The organism is Aeromonas sp. Y293-4 (genome assembly GCF_027705905.1).
Classification (GTDB): domain Bacteria; phylum Pseudomonadota; class Gammaproteobacteria; order Enterobacterales; family Aeromonadaceae; genus Aeromonas; species Aeromonas veronii.
Genome location: NZ_JAPDCI010000003.1, coordinates 184,075 through 208,731, shown reverse-complemented (window position 1 = coordinate 208,731; position 24,657 = coordinate 184,075). Strand labels below are relative to the sequence as shown.

Genomic DNA, 24,657 nt, shown 5'->3' with positions numbered 1-24,657 from the left:
GCCCTTTTCCAGAGATCCGCCAACAAAAACGGCCACCCGAGGGTGGCCGTTGTCAGCGCTATCTGTGATAAAGCGGTGATAGAGCAGCGATGCTACCGGCTCAGAGACCGGCCGCCTCCAGATGCTCCACCAGCAGCTGCACGCTGCGGTTGCCGCGCCACTCGTTGACATCGAGCCGGTAGACAAGCCGCACCCGCTTGACCGAGGCATCGGGCCAGCGCTTGAGATCGACGCCAAAGGCGATGGCATCCACCGCGTGACCGGAATCGGTTGTCAGCATCATCTTGAGGTGCTTCTCCCCCACCAACCGCTGCTGCACCAGCACGAACTCGCCGTCGAACAGCGGCTCGGGGAAGGCCTGACCCCAGGGGCCGGAGGCGCGAATAAGCTCCGCCAGCTCGAGGTTGAGCTCATCCGGCAACAACTCGCCATCGGTGAGCAACACCCCGGTCAAAAGCTCCGGTGTCACCAGCTCGCTGATGACCGCCTCAAAGGCCCGACCAAACGCCTCGATATTGGCCTTGGGCAGGGTCAACCCCGCCGCCATGGCGTGGCCGCCAAACTTGCCCATCAGGCCCGGATGGCGGGTATCGAGCAGTTCCAGTGCATCGCGCAGGTGCACGCCGGGGATGGAGCGGCCGGAGCCCTTGAGCTCGGTCTCGCTGCTCTCGGCAAACGCAATGACCGGGCGGTAGTACTTCTCCTTCACCTTGGAGGCCACCAGCCCCACCACCCCCTGATGCCACTCGTCCCGATGCAGCACTATACCCGACGGCACCTCGCCATCGCGAAACCGGATCTGCTCCAGGGTGGCGAGGGCCTCCTGCTGCATCCCCTGCTCAATCTCCTTGCGCTCCTGATTGAGGCTGTCCATCTCGGCCGCAAGCTGGCGCGCCAGATTGAGATCATCGCAGAGCAGACAGGCGACCCCAAGGGACATATCATCGAGGCGCCCTACCGCATTGAGGCGTGGCCCCAGTGCAAAACCGAGGTCGGCGGCGGTGAGGCGGCGACCATCGCGGCCCGACACATCCACCAGCGCCTGAATGCCGGGGCGACAGCGCCCGGCCCGGATCCGCTGCAAGCCCTGATGGACCAGAATGCGGTTGTTGCCATCGAGCGCCACCACGTCGGCGACCGTGCCGAGGGCCACCAGATCGAGGTAATCCGCCACATTGGGGGCTCGCAACCCTTGCCGTTCGAACCAGCCGAGCTGACGCAGATGGGTGTTGAGGGCCGCCATCAGGTAGAAGGCTACCCCCACCCCGGCCAGCGACTTGGAGGGGAAATCGCAACCGCGCTGGTTCGGGTTGACGATGGCATCGGCGTCAGGCAGCTCCTGACCCGGCAAATGGTGATCGGTAACCAGTACCTGCATGCCGGCCGCCTTGGCAGCCGCCACCCCGGCGATGCTGGAGATGCCGTTATCCACCGTGATCAGGAACTCGGCGCCACGGGCCACCGCCAGCTCGACAATTTCGGGGGTGAGACCGTAGCCAAACTCGAAGCGATTGGGCACCAGAAAATCGATATGGCGCCCCCCCATGGCGCGCAGGGCCAGCACGCACAGGGCAGAGCTGGTGGCGCCATCGCAGTCGAAATCGCCGACAATCAGTAGCCGTTTCTGGGCAGTCAGGGCATCCGCCAGCAGCGGCACAGCCTGCTCCATCCCATAGAGGCGCTGGGGCGGCAACAGCTGGCTGGCGCTGCGCTCCAGCAGGGCGGGATCCTCTACGCCACGGCTGGCGAAGATTTGGCGGAGCAGGGGATGCAGGGTGGCAGGCAGATGGGAATCATCAACTCGCGGACGACGACGGATTTGCAGGGACATCAATATGATCCAGTATCTTGAGCAGCTGTTCGGGGCTCTGATACCCGCGCACCAGATCCCCGTCGGAGGAGACCCAGGCCGGCAGTACCTTGACCCCCAACCATTGGCTCAGGCCAATATTTTGGATAAGGGTCTCACTACATGCCGTTTGAGGCAAATAGGCTTTTAACGGATCATTTTGCAGCAGGGGATCGCTGCACCAGTCGGCGGCCCGTTCGGCGTGATCAATCACCGGATAGAGTGCCACGCTCACCCCGGATGCCTGCAGGTGTTGCAAGGTGCCGGAGAGCTGACGGCGCTTTGCGTCCTGCTCGCCGAGAAACAGCGCAACCCGGTGACGCTCATCCCGGGCCTTGAGCACGATGGGGGCATGGGCCACCTGTGCCAAGCCAAGTCGGCGCTGCTCGCGCATACCCGAGATGGTCAGGTTCTTCATGTCGCGGGTCATATCCAGCATGACCCCCTGCACCACATAATCCCCTTTGGCATCGCTGTAGAGCACCCCCTGTGAGGTGCCCAGCATATACAACCCCGCGATCGGGGTCGGTTCAACCAGATAGACGGGGACCCCCAGCCGGGCCGTGATGGTCTGTTTCAAGGCTTGGGTATCCATCCCCGCTCTGGCAGCAAATGTGCACAAAAGCATCATTCCCAGTAGTAAATACTTCACTTGTTTACTCACGTGGTATGAATGAATCGACCCAGCAAACTACAGCAGCACAGCTCATCATTCAACCAGCTACTTACCAAAAAATTAATATCACTTTGTACCAAAAAAATGGCTCCCCCCGATTGCCAAGGACTCATAACGCCCGCAAGCTAGTCAGGACGACAGGAACAACGCGGCTTAGCCTCTGTTTTTCCTGACAAGAGTTCGCCCTTTGGCAAGGGTAATCAACGCGCTATCTTGTTTAATTTCGGAGGAAATAATGAGTCTGATTCAAGAGTTCAAAGCCTTTGCCGCCCGCGGCAACGTCATCGACATGGCGGTCGGTATCATCATTGGTGCCGCCTTCGGCAAAATTGTCTCCTCTTTTGTCGGTGACGTGATCATGCCGCCCATCGGCCTGATCCTGGGCGGCGTGGACTTCAGCGACCTGGCGGTCACCCTGAAGGCCGCAGAAGGTGCAACACCCGCCGTAGTTATCGCCTATGGCAAGTTCATCCAGACCATCATCGACTTTCTGATCATCTCCTTCGCCATCTTCATGGGACTGAAGGCCATCAACACCCTCAAGAAGAAGCAGGAAGAGGAAGCCGCCGCCCCGGCAGGCCCGACCAAGGATCAGGAGCTGCTGACCGAGATCCGTGATCTGCTGAAATCTCAACAGGAGCGTTAAGCCGACTCCCCAGACTGGTGTGTATGTGTGTCACGATGCCCATGGGCTATGGTTAGATGGCGTAAAGTTATATAGGCGTCGTGACTATGCAAAACTCCACTGCTGCAAACTCCAATCACAGCTTTATTCTCCGTTTTCTTTTGCTGCTTGCGCTGCCACTTGTTTTGACCACATTGGGTAGTGCGTACCTTTTTTCTGTTATGCAGAAAAACACCTTGCTAAGCACCGCCAGATTTTTTAACGATAGTACTGCGCAGCAATGGGATAACTCACTCTCTTCGGTTGAGAGGCAAATAAATATCATCATTGCCGACATTACTGAGAATAATGGAGATCTTCCCCCGGAATTAAAACAACGTTATCGCGACATTTGGCAATACCTTCTTTACCCTGATGGCCCAATAAAAACTGTGTACTACATGCTTCAGGATAACAAGCATATCAATTTCTCTCTTCATCCTACCCCGATTGAGTTCAAAGAGTCGGAACGTCCATGGTATCGCAATGCCATCGAGCATCCCGGCATCAATATCTGGAGCGCCCCTTACATTGACGCGATTGAAAAAACGCCGGTCGTCACCCTTTCCCATGCTGTTTTCAATAACCAGGGGGATTTTCTGGGCGTGATTGGTATCGACCTGAACTTGAAAGTATTTTCAGCACGTATAGGGCGGATTCTGGAGAGTAGTAACAATGTTGTATATATGCTCTTTGACCGAGGCAGCAAGATGATTGTGGCTCACAGCGACCCTCAGGAAAACGGCAGTCGACTTGACCAGCCATGGATTTCTGAATTGAAAGGCAGGAATGGTACTTTAATGAGTGAAAATGGTGATCTCATTTCATATCACGCCCTTCACAACAACCCATCATGGCTGGTTATTACTATATTTCCATTCAAGAGCGATATTTTGATTGGTGAAATACTGCCCACCATATTTATCACTCTGATATTGTCACTATCGATATTCACACTGGTTGCCATTATTTTCAGACAACGTCTGGAGCATACTATCAGCACATTGGTACAAGTTGTTAGACAATTGCGTATTACCCCTCCAGGGCAACAGATTATTATCCCCAAGCTGGCTGGCATAGAGGAGCTGGAGGATGAAATAGTGATGATTTCAGACAAAATGCAGGCCGAAACAGAAAAATCGCTGCGTGATGCATTAACCGGCTTGTACAACCGCCGTCATTTGGAAGAGGTGCTCGCCATTCTACATAAAGAAAATAGCCAATATATATTGGCGATTATCGACATTGATAACTTCAAAAAAATAAATGATACCTATGGTCATCCCATCGGTGATGCCGTTTTGAAACGCACCGCTCAGCTAGGTAGCCAATTGCTGGAGGAACAGGCAACCCTGTGCCGCTTTGGGGGGGAAGAGCTAGTCGCTATTTTTGAGCAGACGGATATTGCCAACGCGCAGAAGTTGATGGAGCAGTGGCGTATCAGCATGGGGCAACAGGATTGGCGTGAAAAGGGCTTAAGCGTCTCCTTTAGCGGTGGCATTGCCGAATCCCTGAATGATGCGCCAGACAGTGTGATGGCTCGCGCCGATGCAGCCCTTTATCAGGCTAAACAAGCGGGCAAAAATCGGTTGCAACGGGCTTAAGCGCGGGGGTGGTGCTCACCGTGCAGCGCCTTGAGCCGTTCGTTGGCCACATGGGTGTAGATCTGGGTGGTGGAGAGATCCGCGTGACCCAGCAGCATCTGTACCACTCGCAGGTCGGCGCCGTGGTTGAGCAGATGGGTGGCGAAGGCGTGACGCAAGGTGTGAGGGGAGAGCTCGCCGTTGATCCCGGCCCGCAGGGCATAGAGCTTGATGCGGTGCCAGAAGGTCTGGCGGGTCATCATACGGGCCTGCTTGGAGGGAAACACCACATCCGAAGTGGTGCCCCCCAGCAGCAGGGTGCGCGCCTCCCGGTAGTAACGCTCCAGCCAGTGCATCGCCTCCTCGCCCATCGGCACCAACCGCTCCTTGTTGCCCTTGCCCACTACGCGCACCAAGCCCTGACGCAAACTGACATGCTCGGCGGTGAGCCCCACCAGCTCGGAAACCCGCAAACCGGTGGCGTAGAGCAGCTCTAGCATCGCCTTGTCCCGCAACTCCAGCGGGTCATCCACCAGCGGCGCACTCAAGAGTGCCTCCACCTCCGTTTCGCTTAAATCGGAGGGGAGTTTTTTCGGCAGCTTGGGCCCCTCCAGCAGCACGGTCGGATCGTCGCTGCGCAGCTTCTCACGGTTGAGATACTGATAGAAACGGCGCAGGGCCGACAGAAAACGGGCGGTGCTGCTGGCCGCAAACTGGTGATCGACCCGCCAGGCGAGGTAGTGCTGGATCTCGTCCATCCCAGCCAGCAGCAGCGAGCTCCCCTGCTCGTCGAGCCAGAGGGAGAACTTCTCCAGATCGCTGCGATAGGAGCTGACCGTGTTGTCAGACAATCCCCGCTCCAGCCAGAGGGCATCGAGGAAGGGTTCAATCAGGGGGTGGGGGACAGGCTTGCTCATGGTGCGCTGCAATCAGGGGAAAGATGGCCCATTGTAACGCGCCAACTCCTTGGAAAGACAAGGCACTTTCATTGGAAAGATAAGGCACGTTTGCCACACCCCTTGCCGGGCGGTGAAGGTCGAATGGCAATCTGCTAGACTGGCGCCCTCCCCTTACGTTACCCATCGTGTTGCCAACATGGCGCAGCCCACACGAGCATGCGAGAACGCGCCAAAGCACGCGAGAAAGCGCCAACAGAGAGAAGAGCGATGAAGATTGGTCTGTTTTACGGTTCCACCACCTGCTACACCGAGATGGCTGCCGAGAAGATCCGCGCCCTCATCGGCCCCGAGCTGGTGGATATTCACAATATCAAGGATGTCTCCCTGCGCCTGATGGAGGATTACGAGATCCTGATCCTCGGCATCTCCACCTGGGATTTTGGCGAACTGCAGGAGGACTGGGAGTCCCGCTGGGAAGATATCACCGATCTCCATCTGGAGGGACGCATCGTCGCCCTGTTTGGCCTCGGCGATCAGCTCGGTTATGGCGAATGGTTCCAGGACGCCCTCGGCATGCTGCACGATCAGCTGGTGCCAAAAGGGGTCAAGCTGGTGGGCTACTGGCCCAACGAAGGGTACGAATTCGATGCCTCCAAGGCACTGATCGACGATGGCCGTCACTTCGTCGGGCTGGCGCTGGACGATGCCAATCAGTATGACCAGACCGATCCGCGCATCGAGCAGTGGGTCGAACAGATCCTGAGCGAAATCCACGCCCTGCTCTGATCTTTTTCACTCATCTCAAGGCGGCCACTCCCTGTGGATGTGGCCGCCCGGGCGCAGTTATCGCACCGATTTTCTCAATCGGTATCATCGCATGACGCTATAGCGACTTTTTTGTGCTGGTCTGCAACAATGGACTCGACATCCCATAACAATCAGAGCCGGATGTCGGAAGCAAACGGACAGACCAGAAAAGGATATTCTATGACCCCATTCTCCCTGTTGGCCCCCGCCATTGCCCGTGACGTGCTCGATCACGCACTGGCGCTGGGTGCCGATTTCGCCGAGCTGTTTGTCGAGCGCAAGCGCCGCAGCCAGCTCAGCCTGCTCTCCAGCCAGATAGAGAACATCAGCGGTGGCCTCGATTTCGGCATCGGCGTGCGCCTCTGTTACGGCCACAAGGTGCTCTACGGCTACACCAACCAAGCCAGCCGCGACGAGCTGCTGCGCATCGTCACCCTGCTGGCGGCCAAAGACCGCCGCGACCCAGTGGTGACCGCCACCGCCTTCGATTTCACCCGCCTGAGCGATCGCAACCCGGTGGCGCTGCCGCTGTCGGCAGACAAGCTGCTGGAGCAGAAGATCGCCTATCTGCACGCCATGGATGCGGTGGCCCGCGCCGAGAGCAGCAAGGTGAGCCAGTTCTCCGGCAATGTGCTGGGCTGGGAGCAGGAGGTGGAGATCTTCAACAGCGAAGGGGTGCAAGTCGCCGATCGCCGCCACTACAACCGCATCATGGCCCAGACCATCGCCATGGAAGGGAGCGAGCAGAGCGTCGGTTACGAGGCCCCCGGCGCCCTGATGGGGTGGGAGCATGCCGAGCGCATCGATCCGCGCGAGCTGGCCCTCACCGCCACCCGTCAGGCACTGGTGAAACTGGGCGCGGCTCCCTGCCCGAGCGGCACCCTGCCGGTCATCATGGAGAATGGCTTTGGCGGCGTCATCTTCCACGAGGCGTGCGGTCATCTGCTGGAGACCACCTCGGTGGCCAAGAAGGCGTCGGTGTTCCACGACAAGATGGGCCAGCTCATCGCCAATCCTGTGGTCAATGCGGTGGATGAAGGCTTGCAGAGCAACGCCTGGGGCTCCATCAACGTCGATGACGAGGGAATGGCGACCCAGCACACCCAGCTCATCAAGGACGGCGTACTGACCGGCTTTCTGGTGGACAGAATGGGCGCCCTCAAGACGGGCTACGCCCGCACCGGCTCGGGTCGGCGCGAATCCTACAAGTACGCCCCCACCTCGCGCATGCGCAACACCTATATCGAACCGGGCAACCACAGCCTCGACGACATGTTGGCCACGGTGGAGCACGGCATCTACGCCAAGAAGATGGGGGGCGGCTCGGTACAGCCCGGCACCGGTGAGTTCAACTTCAATGTGCAGGAGGCCTACCTCATCGAGCACGGCAAAATCACCAAACCGCTCAAGTCAGCCACCCTGATCGGTACCGGCCCGCAGGTGCTGAAAGAGATCTCCATGGTGGGCCGCAATCTGGCGCTGGCCGCCGGTATGTGCGGCTCTGTCTCGGGCTCGGTCCCCACTTCGGTGGGCCAGCCGGCGCTGAAAGTAGACAACATTCTGGTGGGAGGGAACGCCTGATGAGCCAACTTGACATGAACCAACTGCTCACCCGCCTGCTAGGCAAGGTGGCCGACCTCGGCGCCGAGGCAGACATCATCGCTAATCAGGAGAAGGCCTTCTCCCTCAAGGCAGACAAGGGCGAGCTGGGTGAATACAAGGTCACCAGCAGCCAGCAGCTTGGCATTCGCCTGATAAAAGAGGGTCGGGTTGGCATCGCCTACTCGGAATCCCTCGATGAGCTGGCGCTGGATGCAATGCTGCAGGATGCGCTCGATGCCAGCCGCTTTGCCAAGGTTGACCCGGATCAGCGCATCTCGGTGGCCAATAGCCGGATCACCACAGATTGCGCCGAGATCAACCAGCCCGATACCACGCCGGTTGAGGAGAAGATCGCTCTGGCCCTGCGCCTCGAATCTGACATGCTGGCCATGCCCGATGTGAGCGGCGCCCCCTACAACAGCGTCTTCGAAGGGGAGAGCCAGCTCTGGCTCGCCAACAGTCAGGGCACCCTCTGCCAGCACGGCGAGTTCAGCGTCGGCTGCTACACCTCGGCACTGGTCGAGCGGGATGGCCGCCAGTCGATGCACTCGCAGGGGCAGTATGGCCGTCGCTTTGACGAGCTGGATAGCCAGCGGCTCATCGAGCAGATCTACGCCATCGCCGATGGCCTGCTGCCCGGTGAAGCGGTGCCGAGTGGTCGCTACAGCGTCATCTTCAGCACCAACTGCTTCGCCAGCCTGTTTGGCTGCTTTCAGGGCGTGCTGTCGGGCAAGTGGGCCCAGCAGGGGATCAACCCCTGGCGCAGCAAGGTCGGCCAAAGCGTAGCGTCACGCTGGCTCACTCTGGAGAGCCGGGTCTACATGCCGGGAGGCATGAACATCAAGGCATTTGATGGCGAGGGGGCGGCCAGCTCGGATCTGCTGCTGATTGGCGAAGGGGAGCTGAAAACCCTGCTCCACAACAGCGCCACCGCCCACTACTTTGGCGTCGCCAGCAACGGCTCGGCCGCCCGCGGTGCCCGTAGCGCCCTCGATGTGACCGCTCGCCATCTGGTGTTCGGCGCGGGCCCCCATAGCGAAGCGGAGGTGCAGAGCGGTGACTATCTGGAGCTGGTCAAGCTGGATGGCCTGCATTCGGGTGCCGATGCGGTGAGCGGCGACTTCTCCTTTGGCGCGTCGGGCTTCCTCTGTCGCGATGGCGTTCGCCTGCAGCCGGTGCGTGGCATCACGGTAGCGGGCAACTTCTATCGCCTGCTGGGTGAGCTGGAAGCGGTCGGCGATACCCTGCACCACAACGACGGCAAGGGCTTCTACTCCCCGCTTATCCGTTTTGGTGGCCTCTCCGTCGCGGGCAAGTAAACGCCCCGACGAAACCTGCAAGTAAGAAAAAGGCGCCTGATGGCGCCTTTTTGCTCGTTATCTCGTCCGCCTTGATGGCATGACTCAGGGCGAGAGCGGCTCGCGATGATACTCGGCGCAGCCGCATTCGGGGCAAGTATCGAGCTGCTGGGGATGCAGCACGGTATGGCGCCAGCCACACTGGTCGCACACCATGATCCCGAGCCCAACCCAGTCACCCGCCTCATAGACGCCCTTGTGCTCCAGCTCGTCGGCCAGCTCGCGCCACTCAACCTGGGCGCGGTCGGTCACATCCGCCAGCCAGGACCAGGCGGTGTTTTTCAGGGCCAGCATAAAGGCGGACTCTTCCACCTGCGCACTATCGTCATGGCGCCCCTCGTCATAGTTGCCCAGATCCCGCTTCACGTACTCGGCGATGAGCGCCAGTTCGTCCTGGGTCAGGTCGCTGGCAGCCTCCAGATAGGCCTGCACCTTGGCAATCATCCGGTTGAGGCGCTCCCCCTGGAACTCTTCAGTCTCTTGCCACTGTTTTTGCAGCTCGGCAATGAAGGCTTCATACCCTTTTTGACGTTTGTCCATGGCTCTAACTCCTCTACTAAACCCTGATCTGGCCCGGCTTAAGGCCCAAGGGACGCTGGCGGTTGTTGCCGCCGCAGGATATGGGTATTCTATTGCGATTTCCCAGCTGATTTATCTATTCATTTCACAGATCCGGATGTCACCAATGCAAGAGCAATACGTTCCCCAATCAATCGAACCAGCAGTGCAAAAGCACTGGGATGCCAAGAAAACCTTCAAGGCCGTGGAGAAGGTAGACAAGGAGAAGTTCTACTGCCTGTCCATGTTCCCCTATCCGTCTGGTCGACTACACATGGGGCACGTTCGTAACTACACCATAGGTGATGTGATCTCCCGTTATCAACGCCTCAATGGCAAGAACGTGCTGCAACCCATAGGTTGGGATGCATTCGGTCTGCCGGCCGAGAACGCCGCGATCAAAAACAATACCGCACCGGCGCCCTGGACCTACGAAAACATCGAATACATGAAGAACCAGCTGAAGATGCTGGGTCTGGGTTATGACTGGGATCGTGAAGTCGCCACCTGCAAGCCGGATTACTACCGCTGGGAGCAGTGGTTCTTCACCAAGCTCTACGAGAAGGGTCTGGTCTACAAGAAGACCTCCTCCGTCAACTGGTGCCCGAACGACATGACAGTGCTGGCCAACGAGCAGGTGGTCGACAACTGCTGCTGGCGCTGTGACACCCCGGTGGAACAAAAAGAGATCCCCCAGTGGTTCATCAAGATCACCGACTACGCCGAAGAGCTGCTCAGCGACATCGACAATCTGGAAGGCTGGCCGGAGATGGTCAAGACCATGCAGCGCAACTGGATTGGCCGCTCCGAAGGGGTCAACATCAGCTTCGCTATCGAAGGTCAGGCTGAGCAGCTGCAGGCTGAGCAGCTGGAGGTCTACACCACCCGTCCGGACACCTTCATGGGCGTCACCTATGTCGGTATCGCTGCCGGTCACCCGCTGGCGCTGCAAGCAGCCCAGAACAATCCGGAGCTGGCCGCCTTCATCGAAGAGTGCAAGAACACCAAGGTAGCCGAAGCCGAACTGGCCACCATGGAGAAGAAGGGCATGGCCACCGGCCTCTATGCCATTCACCCGCTGGATGGCCGCAAGGTACCGGTCTGGGTCGCCAACTTTGTGCTGATGAACTATGGCACCGGCGCCGTGATGGCGGTTCCGGCCCACGATCAGCGTGACTTCGAATTCGCCACCAAATATGGCCTCGACATCAAGGCGGTGATCAAGCCGGTTGATGGCGACGTCGACGTGAGCGAAGCGGCTTACACCGAGAAGGGCGTGCTGTTCAACTCCGGCGAGTTTGACGGTCTCGACTTCCAGGGCGCCTTCGATGCCATCGCCAGCAAGCTGGAAGGGCTCGGCAAGGGCAAGCGCACCGTCAACTACCGTCTGCGTGACTGGGGTGTCTCCCGTCAGCGTTACTGGGGCGCCCCCATCCCGATGCTGACCCTGGCTGACGGCACAGTAGTGCCGACACCGGAAGATCAACTGCCGGTGCTGCTGCCGGAAGATGTGGTGATGGATGGTATCCAGAGCCCCATCAAGGCCGACGCCGAGTGGGCCAAGACCACTTACAACGGCCAGGAAGCGTTCCGCGAGACCGATACCTTCGACACCTTTATGGAGTCCTCCTGGTACTACGCGCGCTACTGCTCCCCGGACTACGACAAGGGCATGCTGGATCCGGCTGCTGCCAACCACTGGCTGCCGGTGGATCAGTACATCGGCGGTATCGAACACGCCTGTATGCACCTGCTCTACGCCCGCTTCTTCCACAAGCTGCTGCGTGACGCGGGTCTGGTCAACAGCGACGAGCCGTTCAAGCGCCTGCTCTGTCAGGGCATGGTGCTGGCCGACGCCTTCTACTACAAAGACGAGAAGGGCGGCAACGTCTGGGTCAGCCCGACTGACGTCAAGGTAGAGCGTGACGAGAAGGGTCGCATCACCAAGGCCATCGACAACGAAGGCCGTGAGGTAATGCACTCCGGCATGACCAAGATGTCCAAGTCCAAGAACAACGGCATCGACCCGCAGCTGATGGTCGAGCGTTACGGCGCCGATACCGTCCGTCTGTTCATGATGTTCGCCTCTCCGGCCGAGATGACCCTGGAGTGGTCCGACTCCGGCGTAGAGGGTGCCCAGCGCTTCCTGCGTCGCCTGTGGCGCGTCACCTTCGAACACGTCTCCGGTGGCGCCGTTGCCGCACTGGATGTAGCGGCTCTCACCAACGAGCAGAAAGCGGTACGCCGTGAACTGCACAAGACCATCGCCAAGGTGAGTGATGACGTGGGTCGCCGTCAGACCTTCAACACCGCCATCGCCGCCATCATGGAGCTGATGAACAATCTCTCCAAGCTGGGTTCAGAAGAGCAGGACCGCGCCCTGATGCAGGAAGCGCTGGAAGCTGTGGTAGTCATGCTCTACCCCATCACCCCACACATCGGCTTCGAGCTGTGGAAGATGCTGGGCAAGGGCGACGACATCGATCACGCAGCCTGGCCGGTGGCCGATGAAGCGGCCATGGTCGAGACCGAGAAGCTGGTGGTGGTACAGATCAACGGCAAGATGCGCGGCAAACTGACCGTGCCGGCCGAGATCAGCCAGGCCGACGTCGAGAAGCTGGCGATGGCCGATGCCTCGGTACAGAAGTTCACCGACGGGCTGACCGTGCGCAAGGTGATCTATGTACCTGGCAAGCTGCTCAACATCGTTGCTAACTGATCGGTTGCCAACTGATCATTGCCAATCTGTGACAGCAAACGGATGATAACGGCGGGCCCTGCGCCCGCCGCTTTCCCTTAATGCAAAGAGGATTTTCTATGGGCACCATCTTCACCCGCTGGATGGCCATCGTGCTGGCTGGTCTGCTGCTGCAAGGCTGCGGCTTTCACATGCGCGGCAACGGCATTCCGAGCGAGCTGATGACCATGAAGGTCGTGGGCGACAACAAGAGCGACTTCTACCGGATGGTTACCACCCGTCTGAAGGCCTCTGGCGTGACCCTGGCCGACAAGGAGGGCATTCCGGTGCTCACTCTGGGCGGCGTAGGCAGCACCAGTCAGGTCGCCTCGGTCAACGCGCTGGGGACGGACACCGAATATGTGCTGGGCTTTGGTACCCAGTTCACCATCTCGGTACCGGGCAAGCCGACCCAGGTCTTCCCCATCAACTTCAACCGCAGCTTCCTCAACAAGCCGGATGCAGCGCTCGCCTCCTCCCGTGAGCAGGAGCAGCTCAACCGCGAAATGCAGGAGCAGGCGGCCAATCAGGTGATCCGGCAGTTGAGTCAGGTCAGCTTCTGATGCGGATTTACCCGGAACAATTTGGTGACCACCTCAAAGCAGGGCTTCGGCCCTGCTATCTCGTTTTTGGCGACGAGCCCCTGCTGCGACTGGAGGCCATCGACGCCATCCGTCAGATCGCCCGCAAGCAGGGTTTCGATGAGCGCCACACCTTCGTGGTGGAACAGGGGCTGGACTGGAATCAGGTCTACGATGCCTGTCAGGCCATGAGCCTCTTCTCCGCCCGCCAGATCATCGAGCTGGAGCTGCCCGCCAAGGTGGACAAGGATCTCGCAGCCCGCATCAGCGACATTGGCAAGCAGCTTCATCCCGACCTGCTGTTGGTGCTGAGTGGCGGTCGCCTCAACCAGACCCAGATGAAGGCGGCCTGGTTCGACAAGCTCTACCAGATTGGCACCTATGTGCCGGTCAACCATCCGGAGCCCAAGTTCTTCCCGCGCTGGATGAGTGCCCGCTTTGCGCGTTTCGGCCTCAAGGCGCTGCCGGATGCCATCAACTTCATGTGCCACTCCTACGAGGGCAACCTGCTGGCCGCCAGTCAGGAGATCGAGAAGCTGACCCTGCTCTCGCCGCCCCAGCCCATCAGCGTCACCTATCTGCAAGAGACCATTATCCGCCACGCCCACTTCACCCCGTTCCAGCTGGTCGATACCCTGCTGGAGGGCAAGGTGAACCGGGCCCAGCGCATTCTGGCCGCCCTGCGGGCCGAAGGCACCGAGCCGGGGATGCTGGCCTGGACCCTCTGCCGCGAGCTGGAGCAGCTGACCGAGCTGTCGTTGGCGATGCGCAACGGCCAGCCGCTGGGTGAGCACTTCAGCCGCCTGCGCATCTGGCAGAGCCGCCAGCAGCTCATTCAGCAAGCGCTGACCCGACTGCCGTTTGCCAAGTTGCAGCAACTGTGGCAACTGATGGCCCAGCTGGACGATGCCCAGCGCTGCTTCGATAGCGAGCAGGCCTGGCTGATGCTGCAGACCATTGCCCTCGGCTTTCGTGATGGCACCCCGCTGCCGCTGGTGATGGAGAACAGCCCGTGCTGAAGGCGCCCATTGGCCTGCTGGGGGGCACGTTCGATCCTATCCATATCGGCCATCTGCGCCCGGCCATCGAGGCGCGCGATGCCCTCGGGTTGGCCGAGATGCGGCTGATCCCGAACCATATCCCGCCCCACCGCGCCAATCCGTTCTGCTCGAGCGAACAGCGCCTTGCCATGGTCAAACTGGCGGCGGCAGAGAACCACCACTTTGTGGTGGATGAGCGGGAGCTGAGACGGGACAAGCCCTCTTACACCATCGATACCCTCATCGAGCTGCGTCATGAACTGCCCGATACGCCGCTCTGTTTTCTGATGGGGATGGATTCCCTGCTGAGCCTGCCAAGCTGGCACCGCTGGCAGGAGCTGCTCGACTACGCCCATCTGGTGGTGAGCACCCGCCCCGGCTGGCAACCGGATTATCCGGCCGGGGTGGCACAGCTGCTGGCGCGCCATCACACCGCGAATGCCAACGCGCTGCATCAGCGTCTGGCCGGTCATATCTGGCTGGCGGACAACCAGCCCATCGAACTGTCAGCCACCCGACTGCGAGCCTTGCTGGATGCGGGACAAGACACCCGCTACCTCTTGCCCGAGTCGGTTGCGCACTATATTGATCAACAGGGGCTCTACCGCGCCAACCGCCGCTAGCCCCTGTCGTTATCCCGCCCCACCCGATGGGAAACGGGAGTGACCATGATATAATCCGCCGCCCTGACGCAAACGCTGCGCGCCGGAATACAGGAGAGACTCATTGCAAGGCCAAGAATTGCATGCCTTTATCATCGACAAGATCGATGACATGAAAGGCCGCGACATCATCACCCTCGATGTACGCGGCAAATCCAGCATTACTGACACCATGATCATCTGTTCCGGCAACTCCAGTCGTCACGTCAGCGCCATTGCCCACCATCTGGCCAGCGAAGCCCGCCACGCGGGTCTGGATCTGCTGAGCGTGGAAGGACAACTGAGCGGTGAATGGGTGCTGGTAGATATGGGCTCGGTGATCGTGCATGTGATGCAGGATGAACACCGTGACTTCTACCAACTGGAAAAGCTGTGGAGCGGTGCCGCTCAAATGAATACGCAATAAGAGCACAAGTGTAACGACCATGAAGATCCAGTTGATTGCGGTGGGCACCAAGATGCCCGCCTGGGTAGAGCATGGCTTCGAAGAGTATCGTCGCCGCTTCCCCAAAGACATGCCGTTTGAACTCGTCGAGATTGGCGCAGGCAAACGGGGCAAAAATGCCGACATTCCCCGCATCCTGCAGAAGGAAGGGGAAGCCATGCTGGCGGCTGCGGGGCGCTCGCGCATCGTCACCCTCGACATTCCGGGCAAGCCCTGGACCACGGAGCAGCTGGCGACCCAGCTGGAGGCGTGGAAACTCGATGGCCGCGATGTCGCACTGCTGGTAGGCGGGCCGGAAGGCTTGTCCCCCGAGTGCAAGGCGGCCGCTGAACAGAGCTGGTCACTGTCACCGCTCACCCTGCCCCATCCGCTGGTGCGGGTGCTGGTGGCAGAGAGCCTCTATCGGGCCTGGAGCATCACCACCAATCATCCGTATCATAGAGAGTGAGCCATGCGTCTCTGGAGTCTCACCTCTCATATTCACCCCTATCACAGAGAGTGAACAATGCAGTTCCTGCTCTTATTGCCCCCAAGGGTCTTGAGGTAAAGGCATGCTGAAACAACGCATCGAAATGCGCGATCACAGTGCCGAGGGCAATCTGTTCTTCCGGCGCACCCTGGTAGCCTACATCGGTATCGTCGTGCTGATGCTGGTGCTGCTGGGCAATCTCTATTATCTGCAGGTCGAGTCCTACGACACCTACCAGACTCGCTCCAACTCCAACCGTATCCGCGTGGTACCGGTGGCGCCACCACGGGGCCTCATCTATGACGCCAACGGCGTGCTGCTGGCGGAAAACCGCCCGGTCTACAGTCTGGAAATCGTGCCGGAAGAGACCAAAGATCTCGATAAAACCGCCGACCAGCTGATCACCCTGCTGGGTCTGCCGGAAGGCACCAAGGAGAAGTTCCTCGCCGAAGTGAAGCGCCAGCGCCGCTTCAAGCCGGTCGCCCTCTACGAGAAGCTGACCGAATATCAGGTGGCCCTCTTCTCGGTCAACCAGCACAACTACCCGGGTGCCAGCATCGAGGCCTACCTCAAACGCTACTACCCGTTTGGTGACACTCTCACCCACGCTTTGGGCTATGTGGCCAAGATCAATACCCGTGACGTGGAGCGCCTCGAGAAGGAAGAAAAACTCGCCAACTACGCGGCCACCAAGGATATCGGCAAGCAGGGGGTGGAGAAGTATTACGAGGATGAGCTGCACGGTGTGGCGGGCTATCAGGAGGTCGAGGTGAACAACCGCGGCCGGATTGTCCGTACCCTCAAGTTCCAGCCGCCTATTCCCGGCAAGGATATCTACCTCAATATCGACGTCCGGATGCAGCTCAAGGCCCAGCAACTGCTGGCTGGCCAGCGCGGCGCCATCGTGATGATGGATCCGAGAACCGGCGCCATCATCGCCATGGAGTCGAGTCCGAGCTATGACCCCAACCTGTTCGTGACCGGCATCTCCAGCGCCAACTACTCGGCGCTGCTCAACGATCCGGCGCGGCCCCTGGTGAACCGCACCACTCAGGGCATCTATGCCCCCGCCTCCACCGTCAAACCCATGATGTCGGTAATGGGGCTCAACGAGGGGGCCATTACCCCGGGCTACCGCTATTTCGGCGGCCCGAGCTTCTCCATTCCCGGTACCACCAAGAAGTTTCGCGACTGGCGCCGCTGGGGTCATGGCTGGCTCGACGTCTATCGCGCCATCGAGGTCTCGGCAGATACCTATTTCTACGATCTCGCCTATCGGGTCGGCATCGACAAGATCCACAGCTACATGACCAAGTTCGGCTTCGGTCAGTACAGTGGCGTCGACCTCTATGAAGAGACCAAGGGGGTCATGCCGTCCCGTGACTGGAAAATGGCCCGCTGGCGTCAGCCCTGGTATCAGGGGGACACCATCTCCATCGGTATCGGTCAGGGTTACTGGAGCGCCACGCCAATCCAGCTGGCCAAGGCGATCAGCATCCTGACCCAGAATGGCCACGATGTGACCCCGCACCTGCTCAAGAGCACCGCCTCCCAAGCGGGAGTGGTCGATGCACCGATCAACCCGAACATGGCGCTCAAAACCAAGAGCGACAGCTACTGGCAGGTGGCGCGGGAGGGGATGTGGCGAGTGATCAACGGCCACGAAGGTACCGGCCGTCGCGCTTTTGCCAACACCCCCTATGTGGCGGCAGGCAAGTCCGGCACCGCCCAGGTGGTCAACATGAAAGAAAATCAGGTCTACAACGCCAAAACCATGAAGGTAGAGCATCGCGACAATGCCCTGTTTGTCGCCTTTGCCCCCTATGAAACACCCAAGGCAGTCGTGGCGCTGGTGCTGGAGAACGCCGGTGGTGGCAGTACCAATGCGGCCCCCGTTGCTCGCCAGATGCTGGATGCCTATCTGCTGCCCCCTGATCCGCAACTGCCACCGGCACCGGAAAAGCCGTCCCAACCGAGTGAGGTCGCTCCCAATGAGTAATTCTGCCCGCCAGCAGAGCATCTGGTACAAGCTGCATATCGACTTGCCCCTGCTGCTCGGTCTGCTGGCCGTGATGACCCTCTCCATGGTGGTGCTCTACTCCGCCTCCGGTCAGGATATGGACTCCATCGTGCGCCAGCTGGTGCGCGGTGGTCTCGCCTTTGCCCTGATGATCGGCCTGGCCCAGCTGCCCCCCTCCCTCTACGCCCGCTGGTCGGTGCCGCTGTTCGCCGTGGTGGTGCTGATGCTGATTGCGGTGGACGTGTTCGGCCACATCGGCAAGGGGGCCCAGCGCTGGCTCGATCTGGGCTTTATGAAGTTCCAGCCCTCCGAGGTGATGAAGCTCTCCATGCCGATCATGGTGGCCGCCTGGCTCAGTCGCCACTCGCTGCCACCCAAATTCAGCCATGTGGTGATCGCCCTCATCATGGTGCTGCTGCCCACCCTGCTGATCGCCGCCCAGCCTGACCTTGGCACCTCCATTCTGGTAGCCGCCTCCGGCTTCTTCGTCATCTTCCTGGCGGGGCTCAGCTGGTGGCTGATCGGCTTGGCGGTCCTGCTGATGCTGGCCTTTATGCCGGTGCTCTGGTTCTTCCTGATGCACGACTACCAGCGCCAGCGAGTGCTGATGCTGCTCGACCCGGAGAAAGACCCGCTCGGCCGCGGCTATCACATCATCCAGTCCAAGATTGCCATCGGCTCCGGCGGCGTCTTTGGCAAGGGGTGGCTGCAAGGGACCCAGTCCCAGCTTGAGTTTTTACCAGAACGGCATACCGACTTCATCTTCGCGGTATTTAGCGAGGAGTTCGGTCTGGTGGGGGTTGCCCTGCTGCTGGTGCTCTACCTCTACGTCATCAGCCGCTGCCTGTTTATCTCGATGCAGGCCCAGAACAGCTTCGAGCGACTGCTGGGCGGCGCCATCACCCTCACCTTCTTCGTCTATGTGTTCGTCAACATGGGCATGGTGAGCGGCATCCTGCCGGTGGTGGGGGTACCTCTGCCGCTGGTGAGCTATGGCGGCACCTCCATGGTGACCCTGATGGCTGGATTCGGTATCCTGATGTCCATCCAGACTCATAGAAGACTGCTCGCCTGATGAAACGGGCCGGATTGCTGCTTTCTCTCGCCACCACGATGGCGACCGCCGCTGTGGAGCCGGATCGGTTGGCCCTGCTCGCCGACCAGCAGCAGGTGCCGCTGGCGGAGCTGCAGGCTGCCGTCGCCCGCGCCCAGTTACGGCAGGAGGTGCTCGACACCATCAGCAAGCCGTGGGAGGCCAAACCCTGGCATCGCTACCGGCCGCTATTCGTTACCCCAGATCGCATCCGTGACGGCCAGCAGTTCTGGCAGCAACATGCCGAGACACTGGCCCGCGCTGAGCAGACCTATCGGGTGCCCGCCTCGCTCATCGTGGCCATCATAGGGGTAGAAACCTTCTACGGTCGCCAGATGGGCCGTCATCCGGTGCTCGATAGCCTCTACACCCTGGGGTTTCACTACCCCGAGCGGGCCGACTTCTTTGCCAAGGAGTTTGCCCAGCTGGTGTTGCTGGCAAGGGAAGAGGGGTGGTCGCTGGAGCACCTCAAGGGCTCCTATGCCGGCGCCATGGGGATGGGGCAGTTCATGCCCTCCAGCTATCGCCACTATGCCGTCGATTTTGACGGGGATGGCAAGCGGGATCTGTTTGCCAACCCGGTCGATGCCATCGGCAGCGTGGCCAACTATTTTGCCAGCCACCAGTGGCGCTGGGGCGAATCCGTGGTGGAACCGGCCCAGATCGGGTTGATGGCGGTCGAACCTCTACTCAGGCCTGAGCCCGAGTTAACACAACAGTGGTCAGAACTGGCGGCGGCAGGGATTGAGCTCGCCACGCCGCTGGCCCCACAGACGCCGGTCAAGTTACTGGCGTTTGCCCAAGCCGATGGACCGGAATACTGGGTCGCACGGCATAACTTTTATGTGATCACCCGTTACAATCGCAGCCCACTCTATGCGATGGCGGTGTATCAACTTAGCCAAGCCATTCAGGAAGCGTATGCATTTTCGTCACAAACTCCTCCCGCTCAGCCTGAGCTTGTTGCTGGCCGCCTGTAGCAGCCAGCCGGAACAGAGCGCCCCCGTCGAGCCGCAAGCACCGGTCAGCAAGCCACCCGTTATCGAGATCCCGCAAGCCACCGGCGCCATTCCGCGCCCCGAGCCCCTGAGTGCCAGCGGCAACCGGGACTACTGGATCGGCAAGCAGAAGCACGAGGTGTGGCGCGACATCAAACACTACAGCGAAGAGGGCACCGCCAGCTGGCTATCGCCGGATCTGGACGGCCAGAAGACCGCCAACGGCGATGTGCTGGACAGCAAGCTGTTCAGTGCCGCCCACCGCAACCTGCCCATCCCGAGCTATGTGCGGGTCACCAATCTGGACAACGGGCTGGAGACCATTGTGCGGGTCAATGACCGCGGCCCGTTCAACAGCCCGCGCCTGATCGACCTCTCCTACGCAGCGGCCAAGCAGCTGGAGATGGTCGACAGCGGTGAGGCCCGAGTACGGCTGGAGCTGATCAGCGACACCCCGGATCAGATGGTGATCATGGAGCCGATGAAGCCCATCGAGATGACCCCGACCACTCCGGCGGCGGCCTCCAACACGCTGTCGCAAGATGGCTTCCTGGGTGAACCGACCGCGCTGGCGATGGCCACTCCCGCAGCCGAACCAGCTCCCGTCAAGGCACCCGCCGCCAAGCCCGCCAAAGCGGCACCTGTCAAGCCAGCGCCTGCCAAGGCCGCAGCGCCCGCCAGCAGTGGTGATGGCAAGATGATCCAGGTACTGGCCAGCGGCTCCCGGGATCGGGCCGAGGCGATGGGCAAGGTGATGACCCAGCGTTACGGCGTGCCCTACCGGATCGATGCCCATGGCGCCATTTTCCGGGTGCTGATTGGCCCGGTCGCCGCCGACCAGCAGGCAAGTGTGCTGGAAAAAGTACGTCAGGGCGGGCTGGAACAGGCCTTTATCGTGCCCTGATCGCCCCACTTTGCCGCGGATGTGACTAACCGCTTACTCACTGTCATCACGTCGTTTTATGGCGTGATGACAGGGAGTGATGGATAAAAAACCAGTTCTGATCGCCATCTCGGGCTATAACCTGCGGGCGCATCTGGTATAGTTAGGCCCGCATTTTATCCCCATCTGGCTCGCAGGAATTTCAAGATGTCCAAATTTGCCCGTTCAGTTCTTCTGGCCTCACTGATCAGCGTAACCGCCCAGGCCAATACGCCGGTGCCGACACCGACCCCGAATGCCATGCCCATGGTGGTTCCCGCCGCGCCGGAGATCTCCGCCAAGGCTCATATTCTGATCGACTACTACTCAGGTCAGGTGCTGGCCGAGCAGAACGCCGAAGAGCGTCTGCCGCCCGCCAGTCTGACCAAGATGATGACCTCCTACATCATCGGCCAGGAGCTGCTGAAGGGGAACATCAAGCGCACCGACATGGTGACCATCAGCCAGAACGCCTGGTCCAAGAACTACTCCGACTCTTCCAAGATGTTTATCGAGGTGGGCAAGCAGGTCTCCGTCGATGATCTCAACAAGGGCATCATCATCCAGTCCGGCAACGATGCCTGCGTCGCCATGGCCGAATTCCTGGCCGGCAGCACCGACTCCTTCGCCAGCCTGATGAACAGCTGGGCCGCCAAGCTCGGCATGAACGACAGCCACTTCATGAACCCGCACGGCCTGGATGCGGAAGGTCACTACAGTACCGCTCACGACATGGCCCGTCTGGGTCAGGCGCTGATCCGCGACCTGCCGGAGGAGTACAAGATCTACTCCCAGAAATCCTTCGTGTTCAACGGCATCACCCAGCACAACCGCAACCGCCTGCTGTGGGATCAATCCCTGCAGGTGGATGGCATCAAGACCGGCCACGTCAGCCAGGTCGGCTATAACCTGGTCTCCTCTGCCACCAACAACGAAGGCATGCGCCTGATCGCCGTGGTACTGGGCGCCAGCAGCGAAGCCTCCCGCGCCGCCGAGAGTAAAAAACTGCTCACCTACGGCTTCCGCTTCTTCCAGAGCCTGACCCCGTACAAGGCAGGCACCGAGCTGGTCACCCAGAAGATCTGGATGGGCGACAAACCGGAAGTGAAACTGGGCGTCGACAAAGATGTCTCCGTGCTGGTCACCCGCGGTCAGGGCAACAACCTGAAGGCTGACTTCCAGCTCGACAGCGAGCTGAAAGCGCCGCTGGTCAAGGGTCAGCGCGTCGGTACCGTGTTCCTGAAACAGGGTGACAAAGAGATCAAGCAGGTGCCGCTGGTCGCCCTGGAAGAGGTGCAGGAAGGTGGCTTGATGAGCCGTCTGTGGGACTACCTGGTACTGCTGGTCACCAGCTGGTTCAAGTAATCCAACGCACAATCCTCACCAAACAGCGGCGCCAACAGGCGCCGCTGCTGTCTGTGACGGACAAAGGCAGTGAATAACCCTGTAAACTGCAGGTTCCGCCTTACCCTGATTTGTGGTAAAAAGCAGCACTTCCATCCTTGTCTGACCGATCCTGGCCTTGATCCCGGTCCGGGCTGCGCCCATATAGTTATGAGCCGTGCCCATATAGACTTGAAATGGCGGCCTCCATGGGCCATCGGCCACTAGCCATCCAAGATGAAGTCATCCCGGTGATGACGCAAAAGGTGAGTAAATGAATACCAAGTTTGATGAACTGCTGGAGTTTCCCTGCAAATTCCCGTTCAAGGTACTCGGCGTTGCCGACCCGGCACTGCCAGAGATGGTGGTTGAAGTGCTGCAGCAGCACGCCCCCGGCACCTACAGCCCGACAGTCCAGCCCAGCTCCAAGGGCAACTACCACTCGGTCCGCGTGACCGTGACTGCCCAGAGCAAGGAGCACATCGAAGCGATGTACCACGCCCTTGGCAAGATCGAGCTGGTGAAATACGTACTGTAATTTCTCTCTCGCCCCGTTCTGCGGGGCGACTGTTTTTGGCCGCAGCACGCCGCGAGGACGCCATGTCATCCCAGATCCCCGCCCAGTCCAGCCTGATTGTCAGGCAGCTGGGTCGCCGCCCCTACCAGCCGGTATGGGACGCCATGAAAGCCTTCACCGACAACCGCACCAGCGATACCCCGGACGAGTTCTGGGTGGTCGAGCACGATCCCGTCTACACCCAGGGTCAGGCCGGCAAGGCCGAACACCTGCTCAATCCGGGCAATATCCCGGTGGTGCAGAGCGATCGCGGCGGTCAGGTGACCTATCACGGCCCGGGCCAGCTGGTGCTCTACGTACTGGTGGATGTCCGCCGCTGCAAATTCTCGGTTCGCGAGCTGGTGACCGCGCTGGAGACAGCCATCATCAATACCCTCGCCAAAAGCGATATCCAGACTTATGCCAAGGCCGATGCCCCCGGGGTCTATGTGAAAAATGACCTTGGCATGGAGGCAAAACTGGCCTCGCTGGGTCTGCGCATCCGCAAGGGGTGCTCATTCCACGGGCTGGCCCTCAACATCAACATGGACATGACCCCCTTCCTGCACATCAATCCGTGCGGCTATGCGGGCATGGCCATGACCCAGACCAGCGCCCTGGGCGGCCCGCAAAGCGTGGCCGAGGCGCAATCCATTCTGGTGGCCGAACTGGCCCGCCTGATTGGCTACCAAACAATAACAAACACCGAGAGTGAATCATGAGCAAACCCGTTCGTATGGAGCCGGGCGTCAAGCTGCGCGATGGCGACAAGATGGCCCTGATCCCGGTGAAATTCATGCCGGATCCCAACGAAGAACTCCTTCGCAAGCCGGACTGGATGCGGATCAAGCTGCCCCCCTCCAGCCAGAAGATCGAACACATCAAGAGCACCTTGCGCAAGAACAAGCTGCACTCGGTCTGTGAAGAGGCCTCCTGCCCCAACCTGGCGGAGTGCTTCAACCACGGCACCGCCACCTTTATGATAATGGGCGCCATCTGCACCCGTCGCTGCCCCTTCTGCGACGTGGCCCACGGCCGCCCGCTGGCACTCGATCCGGAAGAGCCGAAGAAGCTGGCGCTGACCATCAAGGAGATGAACCTCAAGTATGTGGTGATCACCTCGGTGGACCGCGACGATCTGCGCGACGGCGGTGCCCAGCACTTCGCCGACTGCATCCGCGAGATCCGCGAGCACAGCCCGCAGACCCGCATCGAGATCCTGACCCCGGACTTCCGTGGCCGGATGGAGCAGGCTCTTGAGGTGTTCCGCGAGACCCCGCCGGACGTCTTCAACCACAACCTGGAAACCGCACCGCGCATGTATCGCGTCGCCCGCCCGGGTGCCGACTACAAGTGGTCGCTGGAGCTGCTGCGCCGCATCAAGGAGATGCACCCCCACGTGCCGACCAAATCCGGCCTGATGATGGGCCTTGGCGAGACCAACGAAGAGATCGTCGAGGTACTCAAGGATCTGCGCGCCCACGGCGTCAACATGCTGACCTTGGGTCAGTATCTGCAGCCGAGCCGCCACCACCTGCCGGTCAAGCGCTACGTGCCGCCAGCAGAGTTTGACGAGCTGAAAGACGTCGCCATGGAGCTGGGCTTTACCCACGCCGCCTGCGGTCCTTTCGTGCGCTCCTCCTACCATGCTGATCTGCAAGCCAAGGGCGAAGAGGTCAAATGATCTCGCACGACAGAGTGGCCAAATAACCGCCTCCATCTCAATTAAAAAGAGCGCCCATTGGCGCTCTTTTT

23 protein-coding genes are annotated in these 24,657 nt (G+C 60.1%); 19 read left to right on the top strand and 4 right to left on the bottom strand.

Annotated features, from left to right (window positions below):
* Positions 1-100: 100 nt before the first annotated feature.
* Both recJ and OKC31_RS04885 read right to left on the bottom strand, forming a co-directional pair.
* Positions 101-1,831, bottom strand: a complete 1,731-nt coding sequence (recJ, locus tag OKC31_RS04890) for a single-stranded-DNA-specific exonuclease RecJ (RefSeq protein WP_247823307.1) — start codon at positions 1,829-1,831, stop codon at positions 101-103.
* Entirely contained in the window at positions 1,797-2,444 is a 648-nt protein-coding gene (locus tag OKC31_RS04885; RefSeq protein WP_005335146.1) for a disulfide isomerase DsbC N-terminal domain-containing protein, read from the bottom strand. Before OKC31_RS04885 ends, recJ begins: the two co-directional genes overlap by 35 nt.
* Before the next feature lie 316 nt (positions 2,445-2,760).
* On the opposite strand from OKC31_RS04885, the gene mscL reads away from it, so the two are divergent.
* Positions 2,761-3,171 carry a large-conductance mechanosensitive channel protein MscL gene (gene mscL, locus OKC31_RS04880; RefSeq protein ID WP_005335147.1) on the top strand — a complete coding sequence of 137 codons (411 nt, stop codon included), beginning with the start codon at positions 2,761-2,763 and terminating at the stop codon, positions 3,169-3,171.
* Between the two features lie 86 nt (positions 3,172-3,257).
* Positions 3,258-4,793, top strand: coding sequence for a sensor domain-containing diguanylate cyclase (locus OKC31_RS04875; protein ID WP_247823308.1), 1,536 nt, complete (start codon positions 3,258-3,260; stop codon positions 4,791-4,793).
* On the opposite strand, the gene xerD is transcribed toward OKC31_RS04875, so the two are convergent.
* On the bottom strand, positions 4,790-5,689 hold the full coding sequence (gene xerD / locus OKC31_RS04870) for a site-specific tyrosine recombinase XerD (RefSeq protein ID WP_247823309.1): 900 nt from the start codon (positions 5,687-5,689) through the stop codon (positions 4,790-4,792). The genes OKC31_RS04875 and xerD overlap by 4 nt on opposite strands.
* A 249-nt stretch (positions 5,690-5,938) precedes the next feature.
* Here xerD and fldB point away from each other — a divergent pair, with 249 nt between their 5' ends.
* From fldB to OKC31_RS04855, 3 genes are all read left to right on the top strand, one after another.
* Entirely contained in the window at positions 5,939-6,457 is a 519-nt protein-coding gene (gene fldB / locus OKC31_RS04865) for a flavodoxin FldB (protein ID WP_069554118.1), read from the top strand.
* A 201-nt stretch (positions 6,458-6,658) separates the two neighbouring features.
* Complete coding sequence (locus tag OKC31_RS04860; protein WP_270656401.1) at positions 6,659-8,059, top strand: TldD/PmbA family protein; 1,401 nt, start codon at positions 6,659-6,661, stop codon at positions 8,057-8,059.
* Positions 8,059-9,399, top strand: a complete 1,341-nt coding sequence (locus OKC31_RS04855) for a TldD/PmbA family protein (protein ID WP_270656399.1) — start codon at positions 8,059-8,061, stop codon at positions 9,397-9,399. Before OKC31_RS04860 ends, OKC31_RS04855 begins: the two co-directional genes overlap by 1 nt.
* Positions 9,400-9,483: 84 nt before the next feature.
* On the opposite strand, the gene OKC31_RS04850 is transcribed toward OKC31_RS04855, so the two are convergent.
* Positions 9,484-9,978, bottom strand: coding sequence for a zinc ribbon-containing protein (locus OKC31_RS04850; RefSeq protein WP_270656398.1), 495 nt, complete (start codon positions 9,976-9,978; stop codon positions 9,484-9,486).
* Positions 9,979-10,123: 145 nt separating this feature from the next.
* Here OKC31_RS04850 and leuS point away from each other — a divergent pair, with 145 nt between their 5' ends.
* The 14 genes from leuS (at position 10,124) to lipA (ending at position 24,586) form a co-directional block, all read left to right on the top strand.
* Positions 10,124-12,715: a leucine--tRNA ligase gene (gene leuS, locus OKC31_RS04845; protein ID WP_270656396.1), complete on the top strand. Its 2,592-nt coding sequence runs from the start codon at positions 10,124-10,126 to the stop codon at positions 12,713-12,715.
* Between the two features lie 98 nt (positions 12,716-12,813).
* The gene (locus OKC31_RS04840) at positions 12,814-13,296 is read left to right on the top strand and encodes an LPS-assembly lipoprotein LptE (RefSeq protein WP_005335160.1); all 483 of its coding nucleotides are present in this window, start codon (positions 12,814-12,816) and stop codon (positions 13,294-13,296) included.
* Positions 13,296-14,333, top strand: a complete 1,038-nt coding sequence (gene holA / locus OKC31_RS04835; protein WP_270656394.1) for a DNA polymerase III subunit delta — start codon at positions 13,296-13,298, stop codon at positions 14,331-14,333. Before OKC31_RS04840 ends, holA begins: the two co-directional genes overlap by 1 nt.
* Positions 14,327-14,977, top strand: a complete 651-nt coding sequence (nadD, locus tag OKC31_RS04830; protein ID WP_270656392.1) for a nicotinate-nucleotide adenylyltransferase — start codon at positions 14,327-14,329, stop codon at positions 14,975-14,977. The genes holA and nadD overlap by 7 nt, the downstream gene beginning before the upstream one ends.
* Before the next feature lie 103 nt (positions 14,978-15,080).
* Positions 15,081-15,422, top strand: coding sequence for a ribosome silencing factor (gene rsfS, locus OKC31_RS04825; protein WP_005335165.1), 342 nt, complete (start codon positions 15,081-15,083; stop codon positions 15,420-15,422).
* A 19-nt stretch (positions 15,423-15,441) separates the two neighbouring features.
* Entirely contained in the window at positions 15,442-15,909 is a 468-nt protein-coding gene (gene rlmH, locus OKC31_RS04820) for a 23S rRNA (pseudouridine(1915)-N(3))-methyltransferase RlmH (protein ID WP_005335166.1), read from the top strand.
* 103 nt (positions 15,910-16,012) lie between these two features.
* A complete protein-coding gene (mrdA, locus tag OKC31_RS04815) occupies positions 16,013-17,929 on the top strand; it encodes a penicillin-binding protein 2 (RefSeq protein ID WP_270656390.1) in 1,917 nt (638 codons plus the stop codon).
* Positions 17,922-19,025 carry a rod shape-determining protein RodA gene (rodA, locus tag OKC31_RS04810; RefSeq protein WP_005335170.1) on the top strand — a complete coding sequence of 368 codons (1,104 nt, stop codon included), beginning with the start codon at positions 17,922-17,924 and terminating at the stop codon, positions 19,023-19,025. The genes mrdA and rodA overlap by 8 nt, the downstream gene beginning before the upstream one ends.
* Positions 19,025-20,023 (top strand): lytic murein transglycosylase B, encoded by a 999-nt coding sequence (mltB, locus tag OKC31_RS04805; RefSeq protein ID WP_270656388.1) that lies wholly within the window; start codon positions 19,025-19,027, stop codon positions 20,021-20,023. The genes rodA and mltB overlap by 1 nt, the downstream gene beginning before the upstream one ends.
* A complete protein-coding gene (locus tag OKC31_RS04800; RefSeq protein ID WP_270656387.1) occupies positions 19,965-20,945 on the top strand; it encodes a septal ring lytic transglycosylase RlpA family protein in 981 nt (326 codons plus the stop codon). Before mltB ends, OKC31_RS04800 begins: the two co-directional genes overlap by 59 nt.
* A 186-nt stretch (positions 20,946-21,131) precedes the next feature.
* Complete coding sequence (locus OKC31_RS04795) at positions 21,132-22,328, top strand: D-alanyl-D-alanine carboxypeptidase family protein (RefSeq protein ID WP_270656384.1); 1,197 nt, start codon at positions 21,132-21,134, stop codon at positions 22,326-22,328.
* Between the two features lie 292 nt (positions 22,329-22,620).
* The gene (gene ybeD / locus OKC31_RS04790) at positions 22,621-22,884 is read left to right on the top strand and encodes a DUF493 family protein YbeD (protein ID WP_005335178.1); all 264 of its coding nucleotides are present in this window, start codon (positions 22,621-22,623) and stop codon (positions 22,882-22,884) included.
* A 62-nt stretch (positions 22,885-22,946) separates the two neighbouring features.
* Positions 22,947-23,624, top strand: coding sequence for a lipoyl(octanoyl) transferase LipB (gene lipB / locus OKC31_RS04785; protein ID WP_247823317.1), 678 nt, complete (start codon positions 22,947-22,949; stop codon positions 23,622-23,624).
* Positions 23,621-24,586, top strand: coding sequence for a lipoyl synthase (lipA, locus tag OKC31_RS04780; protein ID WP_005335190.1), 966 nt, complete (start codon positions 23,621-23,623; stop codon positions 24,584-24,586). The genes lipB and lipA overlap by 4 nt, the downstream gene beginning before the upstream one ends.
* Positions 24,587-24,657: the final 71 nt, after the last annotated feature.

Coding starts and splice junctions, on each gene's coding strand:
- lipB (WP_247823317.1), top strand. CDS start 22,947: ATGTCATCCCAGATCCCCGCCCAGTCCAGCCTGATTGTCAGGCAGCTG.
- OKC31_RS04860 (WP_270656401.1), top strand. CDS start 6,659: ATGACCCCATTCTCCCTGTTGGCCCCCGCCATTGCCCGTGACGTGCTC.
- rodA (WP_005335170.1), top strand. CDS start 17,922: ATGAGTAATTCTGCCCGCCAGCAGAGCATCTGGTACAAGCTGCATATC.
- mscL (WP_005335147.1), top strand. CDS start 2,761: ATGAGTCTGATTCAAGAGTTCAAAGCCTTTGCCGCCCGCGGCAACGTC.
- OKC31_RS04855 (WP_270656399.1), top strand. CDS start 8,059: ATGAGCCAACTTGACATGAACCAACTGCTCACCCGCCTGCTAGGCAAG.
- recJ (WP_247823307.1), bottom strand. CDS start 1,831: ATGTCCCTGCAAATCCGTCGTCGTCCGCGAGTTGATGATTCCCATCTG.
- OKC31_RS04840 (WP_005335160.1), top strand. CDS start 12,814: ATGGGCACCATCTTCACCCGCTGGATGGCCATCGTGCTGGCTGGTCTG.
- OKC31_RS04795 (WP_270656384.1), top strand. CDS start 21,132: ATGTCCAAATTTGCCCGTTCAGTTCTTCTGGCCTCACTGATCAGCGTA.
- rlmH (WP_005335166.1), top strand. CDS start 15,442: ATGAAGATCCAGTTGATTGCGGTGGGCACCAAGATGCCCGCCTGGGTA.
- fldB (WP_069554118.1), top strand. CDS start 5,939: ATGAAGATTGGTCTGTTTTACGGTTCCACCACCTGCTACACCGAGATG.
- leuS (WP_270656396.1), top strand. CDS start 10,124: ATGCAAGAGCAATACGTTCCCCAATCAATCGAACCAGCAGTGCAAAAG.
- OKC31_RS04850 (WP_270656398.1), bottom strand. CDS start 9,978: ATGGACAAACGTCAAAAAGGGTATGAAGCCTTCATTGCCGAGCTGCAA.
- OKC31_RS04800 (WP_270656387.1), top strand. CDS start 19,965: ATGCATTTTCGTCACAAACTCCTCCCGCTCAGCCTGAGCTTGTTGCTG.
- lipA (WP_005335190.1), top strand. CDS start 23,621: ATGAGCAAACCCGTTCGTATGGAGCCGGGCGTCAAGCTGCGCGATGGC.
- OKC31_RS04875 (WP_247823308.1), top strand. CDS start 3,258: ATGCAAAACTCCACTGCTGCAAACTCCAATCACAGCTTTATTCTCCGT.
- ybeD (WP_005335178.1), top strand. CDS start 22,621: ATGAATACCAAGTTTGATGAACTGCTGGAGTTTCCCTGCAAATTCCCG.
- mrdA (WP_270656390.1), top strand. CDS start 16,013: ATGCTGAAACAACGCATCGAAATGCGCGATCACAGTGCCGAGGGCAAT.
- holA (WP_270656394.1), top strand. CDS start 13,296: ATGCGGATTTACCCGGAACAATTTGGTGACCACCTCAAAGCAGGGCTT.
- mltB (WP_270656388.1), top strand. CDS start 19,025: ATGAAACGGGCCGGATTGCTGCTTTCTCTCGCCACCACGATGGCGACC.
- xerD (WP_247823309.1), bottom strand. CDS start 5,689: ATGAGCAAGCCTGTCCCCCACCCCCTGATTGAACCCTTCCTCGATGCC.
- OKC31_RS04885 (WP_005335146.1), bottom strand. CDS start 2,444: ATGGATACCCAAGCCTTGAAACAGACCATCACGGCCCGGCTGGGGGTC.